This is a genomic window from Streptomyces spiramenti, assembly GCF_012034385.1.
GTDB lineage: Bacteria > Actinomycetota > Actinomycetes > Streptomycetales > Streptomycetaceae > Streptomyces > Streptomyces spiramenti.
The window spans coordinates 1-8,461 of record NZ_JAAVJB010000215.1 but is presented as its reverse complement, the minus strand read 5'-3'; the positions used below and the strand labels follow the sequence as shown (position 1 = coordinate 8,461).

The 8,461-nt window shown below is 74.4% G+C and carries 6 protein-coding genes and 1 pseudogene; all 7 read right to left on the bottom strand.

Translation table 11 applies throughout. The annotated features are described in order from the left end of the window. Nucleotides 1–553, bottom strand: a pseudogene (locus HCJ92_RS19695) (hypothetical protein); the annotation flags it as partial. A 3-nt stretch (nucleotides 554–556) separates the two neighbouring features. Further along, on the bottom strand, nucleotides 557–817 hold the full coding sequence (locus HCJ92_RS19690; protein ID WP_167934952.1) for an acyl carrier protein: 261 nt from the start codon (nucleotides 815–817) through the stop codon (nucleotides 557–559). A 77-nt stretch (nucleotides 818–894) separates the two neighbouring features. Then, the gene (locus tag HCJ92_RS19685; RefSeq protein WP_167934951.1) at nucleotides 895–2,238 is read right to left on the bottom strand and encodes an alanine racemase; all 1,344 of its coding nucleotides are present in this window, start codon (nucleotides 2,236–2,238) and stop codon (nucleotides 895–897) included. Beyond that, nucleotides 2,231–3,610, bottom strand: coding sequence for a preATP grasp domain-containing protein (locus HCJ92_RS19680; protein ID WP_167934950.1), 1,380 nt, complete (start codon nucleotides 3,608–3,610; stop codon nucleotides 2,231–2,233). The genes HCJ92_RS19685 and HCJ92_RS19680 overlap by 8 nt, the downstream gene beginning before the upstream one ends. Before the next feature lie 16 nt (nucleotides 3,611–3,626). Beyond that, complete coding sequence (locus tag HCJ92_RS19675) at nucleotides 3,627–4,550, bottom strand: 3-oxoacyl-[acyl-carrier-protein] synthase III C-terminal domain-containing protein (protein ID WP_167934949.1); 924 nt, start codon at nucleotides 4,548–4,550, stop codon at nucleotides 3,627–3,629. After that, nucleotides 4,547–5,863 carry a glutamate synthase-related protein gene (locus HCJ92_RS19670; RefSeq protein WP_167934948.1) on the bottom strand — a complete coding sequence of 439 codons (1,317 nt, stop codon included), beginning with the start codon at nucleotides 5,861–5,863 and terminating at the stop codon, nucleotides 4,547–4,549. Before HCJ92_RS19670 ends, HCJ92_RS19675 begins: the two co-directional genes overlap by 4 nt. Further along, the coding region (locus HCJ92_RS19665) for an amino acid--tRNA ligase-related protein (protein WP_245241025.1) at nucleotides 5,860–8,461 on the bottom strand (2,602 nt) is incomplete at its 5' end. The genes HCJ92_RS19665 and HCJ92_RS19670, both read right to left, overlap by 4 nt.

Here is an 8,461-nt window from a genome sequence, read left to right as displayed (position 1 = left end):
GGCCGGGGCCGGCGTCCAGGACCAGCGCGACGGCGGCGTCCCGGCCCGGACGGGTGCCGGCGACGGGGCACGGCGGGAGCGTGGACTGCTCCGCCGCCACCACCAGGGCGCGGCGCCGGGCGCCGGACGCCAGTTGTCCGGTGGCGATCCGCAGCGCGGTGAACGGCGCCGCGACGCCCTGTTCCGAGACCCCCAGGACGAGGGCGTCGTTGTCGGCGACGCCTGCCAGGAGGGCGCCCGCCATCGAGGAGTGGCGGCAGTCGGCGACGGTCATCGCGAAGACGATCAGGTCGACCTCCGCGAGGGCCTGCGGCCCGAGCGCCCGGCCGACGGCGGCGGCCATGTCGTGGTAGCTCACGGCGGGCGCCGACTCCAGCCAGCAGTAGTCGAGTTCACCGCCGGCGAGGTCGTCCCAGTGGCTCTTGTAGGCCCACATGTCGTCCGGTTCGGTGCCCCGGTCCTCCCGGGTGAAGTGCAGGGTGAGGGCGCCGGTCAGGCGCGGAGCCGCGGCCGGACGGCCGCGGGACGCGTCGTCGCGCCGGAAGGCGGGCACGGGTCACCGGATCCCAGCGACGTAGCCGGCCAGGGAACCGACGGTCTCCAGGTGGTGCTGCTCCAGGCTCTCCGGGTCCACCTCCAGCTCCAGGGAGTCCTCCAGGGCCATCAGGAGGCTGAGGACGCTGGTGGAGTCCAAGTGCAGTTCGTCGAAGAGCCGGGTGTCGGGGGTCGCGTCCGGCAGCGGCTCGCCGAGCACCTCGGAGAGGGCGGCGACGACGGCGGTGACGAGCTGCTGGTCGGTGGCGGCTGCGGTGGTCATGGGGTGCTCCTCGGTGAGGGTCGGGGGCGGGGGCCGGTCGGCGCCCGTGGGTGCGGCGGTGGGCCGCCTGGGGAGGGTCAGGCCGCGTCGGCGACGGGGGAGGGCCCGGGGGCGGGGAAGTCGTGCAGGATCTGGCTGCCGAGCAGCGACTCGGCGTCGTCACGGCTGCGGACCAGGTGGGCGCGCCCGCCGTGGACCAGCACCTCGGCGGGGTAGCCGTGGCTGAGGAAGTGCACCGGGGAGGCCGTCGGGCCGTAGGCGCCGGAGCGCTCCACGCCGACGATGTCGCCGGGGGCGAGGTCCGCGGGCAGCGCGACCGCCTTGCCGAGGGTGTCGTTGGGGGTGCACAGCGGACCGGTGACGTTCCACGGCACCGCCTCGCCCGCCGCCGCGCGGTTGAGCAGCCGCATCGGGAAGTTGCGCTTGACGAACGAGCCGATGCCGACCGCCGCCATGTGGTGGTTGGTCCCGCCGTCCGCGACGGCGAACCGCTCGCCCATGGACTCCTTCACGTACCGCACCCGGGCCGCGTAGGTGCCGCTGTGGCCCACGAGGTACCGGCCGAGCTCCATCACCAGCCGCGTCCCCGGGTGCCGGGCGGCGAACCGCTCGAAGTGCGGGTTGACCAGGTCGGCGACCTCCACCGGGTCCAGGTCGTTCTCGCCGGGGAAGTACGCCACACCCAGGCCGCCGCCGACGTCGACGACGTCCAGCGGGACGTCGAGCCGTTCCGCGAGCCGCTCGGCGAGGTCCAGGATGCGGGAGGTGTTCTCCTCCACCACGGCGGCGGAGAGGATGCGGGTGCCCATGTAGGTCTGGAAACCGCTCAGCCGCACGTGGGGGTGGCGGCCGGCGAGGTCGGGGGCGTCCAGCAGCGCCTGCTCGTCGATGCCGAACTGCCGGGGCTTGCCGCCCATCGTCAGCCCGCTGCCCTTGACGGCGAAGCTCGGGTTGACGCGCAGCACCACCTCCGCGGTGCGGCCCAGGCCGGCGGCGAGCTCGTCGATCAGCGACAGTTCGCCGAACGACTCGCAGATCAGCGTCACCTGGTCCTTCAGGCAGGCGGTGATCTCGGTGCGGCTCTTCCCCGGGCCGAGGAACATCGTGCGGTCGGCGGGGACACCGGCGCGCCGGGCCGTGACCAGCTCCGTCAGAGAGGAGACCTCGGCGCTCGCGCCCAGGGAGTGGAGCAGTGCGCAGACGCTGACGTTCGGGTTGGCCTTCAGCGAGTAGAACATCTCCACCGCGGGGTGCAGCGCCTCACGGAGGCCGCGGTACTGGCGGGCGATGACGTCGCCGTCGTAGACGTACAACGGGGTGCCGAAACGCTCGGCCAGCTCGGCGAAGCCGATGCCCTGCACGGCGGGCGGCGCACCGATGCCGCCGGCGTTCGGGGAGGGGGTGGTGGTCGGGTCACTCATGGTCGGCGTTCTCCTCGGCGAGGCGGCGGGCGATGGTGGCGTCCAGGGCGTCGAGTTCGGCCTCGTCGCGGGCGATCAGCAGGCCGTAGAGCCGCCCGTTGTGGGGGCCCTCGCCGGTCGCTGCGGCGTTGACGGTGGCGTGGTTGTTGACCAGCAGCCCCCGGCCGCCCTCGGCGGTCAGCAGCAGGTCGCCGAGGATGTCCCGGGTCCGCGCGAACGGGCGGTGGCCGGCGGGGCGGACGTCGTACTGGCGGGCCATCGCCAGCGCCCCGGGCCCGACGAACCGCTCCTGGAGCCGGGTCTGGTAGGTCGACATGTTGTTGCGGGCGTTGATCTCCAGCACCGGCAGCAGCTCGCCGTCGGTGGTGACGATCGCGTCCACCCCGACCGGGCCGTGGAACCCCTCGGCGGCGAGCCGGGCGCCGATCCGCTGCGAGGCGTCCTCGATCTCGGCGGTGTGGCGATCGGAGATCCGAGCGGGGAAACGGTGGCCCTTGTGGACGCCGCGGTCGGTGATGGCCTCCTTGATGAAGTCGAAGCGGACCGCGCCGTCGACGGAGACAGTGAAGTGGTAGTTGAGGTCGACGGCCTTGTCGGCCCACTCCTCGACGACCAGCGACAGCCAGGGGTTGCCGGAGCGGGCGGCGGTGCGCCGGACCATGCGGACCAACTGCTGCATCCGCCGCTCGTCGTCGACGACGACGATGCCCTTGCCGGAGACCCCGTAGGCGTCCTTGACCCCCACCCGCCGCCCGCAGGACAGCGAGGTCGCGGCGGCGGCACGTGCGACCTCCGCGAACTCCTCGGCGCTCTCGCACTCCCAGCCGCGGGCCTGCGCCAGGCCCAGCTCGGTCGCGAGCCGCCGGCTGTAGATCTTGCTGTTCACCGACTTGACCAGCGCCGCGGGCGGCAGCGCCGGTGTCAGCGAGGTCAGCGCGCACAGCCGCTCCTCCAGGACCGACATGCCGTGCGGCCACAACCGGGCACCGCGGAGCGCGAGTTCGCGGAGCCGCTGCTGGAGCAGCGGGGAGGCCAGCGCGTCCACGGCGACGGTGTGCGAGGGGTCGTTGACGTCGGTCACCAGGACCCCGGGCAGGTCGAGACCGAGGCCGTCGAGGTAGCCCAGATAGCCGTCGTCCGGGCGGGACTTCAGGACGACGTGGTCGTCGCCGCCCGCGAGGAGCAGGGCGAACTCGTCCATGCGGTTGACGATCGCCGCGGCCGACCGGCCGCCGACGCTCGGCAGCCCGGTCTCGCCCTTGGCCCACTCGTCCTCGACCTCGAAGTTGCCGAGCAGGACGAACGGGGTGCCGGGCGTGGCACCGCAGGCTTCTTTCACGCCCTCGGTGAAGGTCAGGGTCTGCTGGAGCATGGTGGGGTTCCTCGGTTCAGTGGCGGAAGACCGCGGCGGAGTAGGTGGCGCCCAGGCCGACGCCGACCATCAGGTAGAGGTCGCCGGGGGCGAGCAGACCGCGCTCCCGCGCGGTGACGTGGTTGAGGAAGCTGTCGGCCCCGAAGCAGTGGCCGCTGAACGGCACGTTCTCCAGGAACAGTTGCCGCTCGTCGAAGCCGTGGTCCTCGCAGAGCTTCCGCCACACCATGGTGTTGACGTTGTGCGGCAGGACCAGTCGCAGCTGCTCCAGGGTGGTACCGGCCGCGGCGACCGCCTCGCGGAGCGTCTCCGCGAGGACGATCTGGTGCTCGCGGAAGAAGTCCTTCTCCACCGGGTGCGGTGGGATGCCGTCGGCGAACCGGCCGCGGGTGTGGGTGACGTAGGAGAGCATCCGGTCGCGGTCGCCCCCGGTGCCCACCAGGACCGCGGCGGTCCCCTCGCCGAGCACGGTGGAGCGCGGGACGATCTGGAGGTGGCGGGTGGCCACCCGCTCCCCGGCGAGCACCAGCCCCAGCGCGTCCGGGTCACCGTCCGCGGCCAGCATCTCGCCGACGAGGTGGACGGCGAGCAGGCCGGCGGCGCAGGCGTGCTGGGTGACGGTGAACGCGACCGCGTCGGGCAGGCCCAGCAGCCGGCACAGCTCCTCCGGCGGCTCCTCGGTCGAGGACGCCCCGGTGGCGATGGAGCGCGCCATCACCACGTACCGGACCAGATGCTCCCGGCCGCGCAGCATCGACAGGGAGTCCGCCGCGGCGGCGTGCAGCCGGTGGGTCTCCACGCCCGGGGCGCGGTGCACCGTGTCGAGGCCGAAGTACCGCCGGAAGATCCTGATGTGCGGCATGTCCGCCTCGTTGCCGACCTCCTCGATGGGGAGGCGGGGCCCGGGGAAGTGGCTCGCGACGTCGACCAGCGCGGTCATGCCGCCACCTCCCCGTCGGCCGAGGCGGGGGCGGCGGCCGAGGGAGCCGCGGCAGGGGCCGCGCCGGGCCACCACAGGTCCTCGGGGGACAGGTCCGCCGCCCGGTACTTGCCGAGCGCGCTGATCAGCAGCCGCGCCTCCAGCGCGAGGGCGTCGGCGAGGCGGACCAGCCCGTCCCGGGGGTCCTCGTCGACCGCCACCAGTGCCGCCCGCCCCAGGCCGACAGCACGGGCGCCCAGCGCCATCGCCCGGACGGCCCGGCCGCCCTCCCACATCCGGCCCGAGGCCAGCAGACATCCGTCGCCCGGCCCGCCCGCGGCGGCGACCCGCGAGAGGCACTCGGCGAGCGGCAACCCGACGCCCCCGAGGAAGGAGTGCGGCGCCCAACCGGTGCCGCCCTCCGCCCCGTCGACGGCGACCGCGTCCGCGCCGGCCGCCCAGGCGACCCGCGCCGCGTCGGCGACGTCCCGCCCGGGGTGGAGCTTCACCCACACGCGGGCCAGCGGGAAGTTGTTCCGCATGAACCGCAGCTGCTGGCGGACGATCTCCTCGGTGAAGGTCCCCGGGCTGGCGCAGCGCAGCCGCCTGCCGCTACCGGCCCCGAACACGTCCTGGAGGTCGAACCGTTCCGCGAGCCTCGCCGACTCCGCGTCCCCGGTGACGGTCATGCCGCCGAGACCCGGTTTGGCGCCCTGCCCGATCTTCAGCTCGAAGCCGAGCCGCCCGGACGCCAGCAGCGACTGGGAGTCGGGGTCGGAGTAGACGAGGTTCCACACCTCGGAGTCGGCGTCCTCGGTGGACTGCTGCACCACGACCCCGCCGACGCCGTCGGCGACCTCGTCGCGGTAGGCGGCTATCCGGGAGAGCAGCGCGGACCGCTCCGTGTCGGGGCCGCCGCGCCGGTAGCCGTGGACGGGCACCATGTTCTCGCCGATGACCATGGGCAGACCCAGGCGCGCCGCCTGCCGCCCCGCTGCCACCGAGAGGTCGCCCGAGCCGGCCCGCGTCGAGCCGAAGGCGGAGAGGTACAACGGGAGGGAGGCGGCGAACCCGCCCACGCCGGTGCGGAGTTCGACATCGTCGTGCCGAGGTTCGCGGGCCAGCTCGATCAGCTTCTCCAGCCGGCGCGGCATGAACACCGGCGGCACCAGCCGCGCCCGGTCCAGCTCGTCGGTCCGGGCGGGCGGCGCGTCGGGCGCGCCGAACAGCAGGGAGCCGTAGCCCTCGGCCGCCGGGAAGACCTCCGCCGTGCCGTTCCGCGCGCGGGCGCGGACGGCGTCCTCGGGGAACCCGGGTGCTCGCAGCGCGGTCACGGCGCCACCACCCCGGGGAGCTTCGGGTAGGCGCTGACCTGCCACAGGAAGTCCAGCCCGGTCAGGAACCGCACCAGCCGCTGCACGCCCATCCCGAAACCGGCCGAGGGCGAGATGCCCTCGCGCGCCAGATCCAGGTACCAGGCGTACTTGGCGGGGTTCTCGCCGCTCTCCCGCATCCGCGTCACCAGCGTCGCGTAGTCGGACTCCCGCTCGCTGCCGCTGACCAGCTCGCCGTAACCGCCGTGCGCGATCAGGTCGAAGTTGCGCAGCACGCCCGGCCGTTCCGGGTCCTCGCGGTCGTAGAAGCCTCGCGAGCCCTTCGGGTAGTCGTTGACGAAGAACGGCCGGTCGGACTCCAGGGAGAGCACCTTCTCGCCCTGCCAGTCGATCTCGGCGTCCGGCGACTGCGGGTGGCCCAGTGCCCGCAGCCGCGCCACGGCCTCGGTGTGGGTGCACTCGCCGACCTTGCCGGAGAGCAGCTCGGCGAAGTCCAACCGGTCGCGGCCCAGCCGCTCCAGCACCTCGGGCACGGCGCGCCAGACGTGGTCGGAGACCTCGCTCAGCAGCCCGGCGACGACGGTCTGGATCGCGGCGCGGTCCGCGCCGGCCCACTCGACGTCGATCTGGTGGAACTCCACCAGGTGCCGTCCGGTGCCCGCCGTCTCCGGCGGCTCCACGCGGACGTTGGGCGCGATGTAGAACAGCTTCGGGAAACCCTTGAGGGACGCCTGCTTGTAGAGGATCGCGCTGGTCATCAACTTGTAGGGCCGGCCGTAGTAGTCCACGTCCAGGGCCTTGGCGCCGCGCCCGCCCGGGTCGGTGACCGGGCCGACCAGCGGGGGCAGCAGCTCGACGAACCCCTGGCCGCGCAGGTAGCCGCGGGCGGCGTGCAGCGCCTCCTGCTGGACCAGCATCGCGTCGCGGAGCGCCGGGGTGCGCAGGTGCTCCCCGAGCGGCGGGGGCGGGGGAGCCGCGGCGGCTGTGCCGTCGGGCGTCACCGGCCCGTCGGCGGGGGGAGCGAGGGAGGCGGTCGTGTACGGCATCTCTTCTCCGGGGTCGGGGGCGGGGCGTGCGGGGAGGGCCGGCGCGCTGTGTCGCGGTGCCGGTGGTGCGGTCTGCGGCGGGTTGCCGGAGACGGCCGGGGCTGCCTCCGGGGCGGGTGCGGCAGCCTCCGCCGTGGTGGCGCCGGACTCCGCCCAGACGCCTGGGTCCTGACGTGGGTCGAGGTCGCCGGGGTCGGAGCCGTCGAAGATCCGGGCCATGCCGTGCAGCGCCGACAGCAGCCCCCAGGAGGTCAGCGACCCGCCGCCCGCGCCGTCGGGGCGCACGGGCATGGCGCCCGTGGCCGACCAGCGCAGGCGCCCGCCGCCGTCCAGGTAGCTCCGGGACCGACCTGCGTTGTCCGGATGGAGGCAGAACGGGATGTCGAGGACGCCGCGGGCGAACGCGGTACGCAGCGCGCGCCCGACGTTCCCGTCCAGCGACAGCACCGCGCCGACGAACTCGCGTGCCTGGAGGTAGACCTCGCTGTCACCCTCCTCGCCGGACGGCGTCGCGTCGGTCGCCGAGGCGGCGGTCGCCGCCGTCTCCAACGCGCGGGCGTTCTCCTCGATGGTGGGGATGCGGTGCGCCTCGGCAGCGGTCTTCACGATCAGCCTGCGGGCGCCGGACCGCACCGCGAGCCGCGCCGAGCACTCCAGCAGCCGGAGCGCCCCGTGCTCCGTCACGGGGTAGACCCCCATGTAGGTGTAGAGCACGACGTGCCAGTCGGTCCCGGCCGGTAGGAACTCGGCGGCCAACCGCCGCAGCGCGCGGACCGCGTCCTCGTCCTGGGCGGCGTCCGTCTGCTGGGCGTAGCTCAGCGAGACGCTGCCGATGCCGTGCTGGGTGAAGAAGACGCCCTCCAGCAGGCTGATCGCCACCAGCAGCGCGGGCGGGCACAGTTGGCCCAGCATGCAGCCGCCGAAGCTCTCCACGTGCGGGGCGCGGGGGGCGGGCGCCGACTCGGCCAGCAGCTCGCAGGCGCGTGCCCAGTTCTCCACCGAACGCGCCAGCGGCGTGCGGCCGTACGGCAGGCAGTAGGAGACCGGGCCCCCTTCCGTGGCGTCCAGCCCGGCGGCGGTCAGCGCGCGGATGATGCCGTCCGGCACCGAGGAGCCGTGGCGCACCTGGACGGGAAACCCCGCCCCGACGACGCCGGCCAGCAACTCCCTGCTGCGCTCGGCGGAATGGGCGGTGATCGGGTAGCCGTTGAGGGGAACGCCGTCGTCGAGGCAGGCGCGTGCAGAGGCGTCGTCGCCGACCCGGGTGTAGCTGTCGATCGTGAGCGTGCCGACCGTGGTGGCGCCGGCGGCGCGGGTCGCCGCCAACCCGCGTCGCATCTCGGCGGGGTCGCTGAACCCCATGCGGGGCTGCACCACCAGCGAGCCGGCGGCTGCCGCGGCGGCGACGAACGCGCCGAACGACGGTGCCGTGACTGCCGGGTGGTCCTGCCGCCCGGCGGGCGGTCCGGCGGTCGGCACGGCTGCGGGGCGGGCTGCCTCGGCCCGGCGGCCCGGGGGAGGCGGCTGCGCCGGCGAGGGCGCGGGCCGGAGC

Excerpts from the sequence above, each read along its gene's own strand:
- HCJ92_RS19690 (WP_167934952.1), bottom strand. The coding sequence starts at position 817 with ATGACCACCGCAGCCGCCACCGACCAGCAGCTCGTCACCGCCGTCGTC.
- HCJ92_RS19685 (WP_167934951.1), bottom strand. The coding sequence starts at position 2,238 with ATGAGTGACCCGACCACCACCCCCTCCCCGAACGCCGGCGGCATCGGT.
- HCJ92_RS19680 (WP_167934950.1), bottom strand. The coding sequence starts at position 3,610 with ATGCTCCAGCAGACCCTGACCTTCACCGAGGGCGTGAAAGAAGCCTGC.
- HCJ92_RS19675 (WP_167934949.1), bottom strand. The coding sequence starts at position 4,550 with ATGACCGCGCTGGTCGACGTCGCGAGCCACTTCCCCGGGCCCCGCCTC.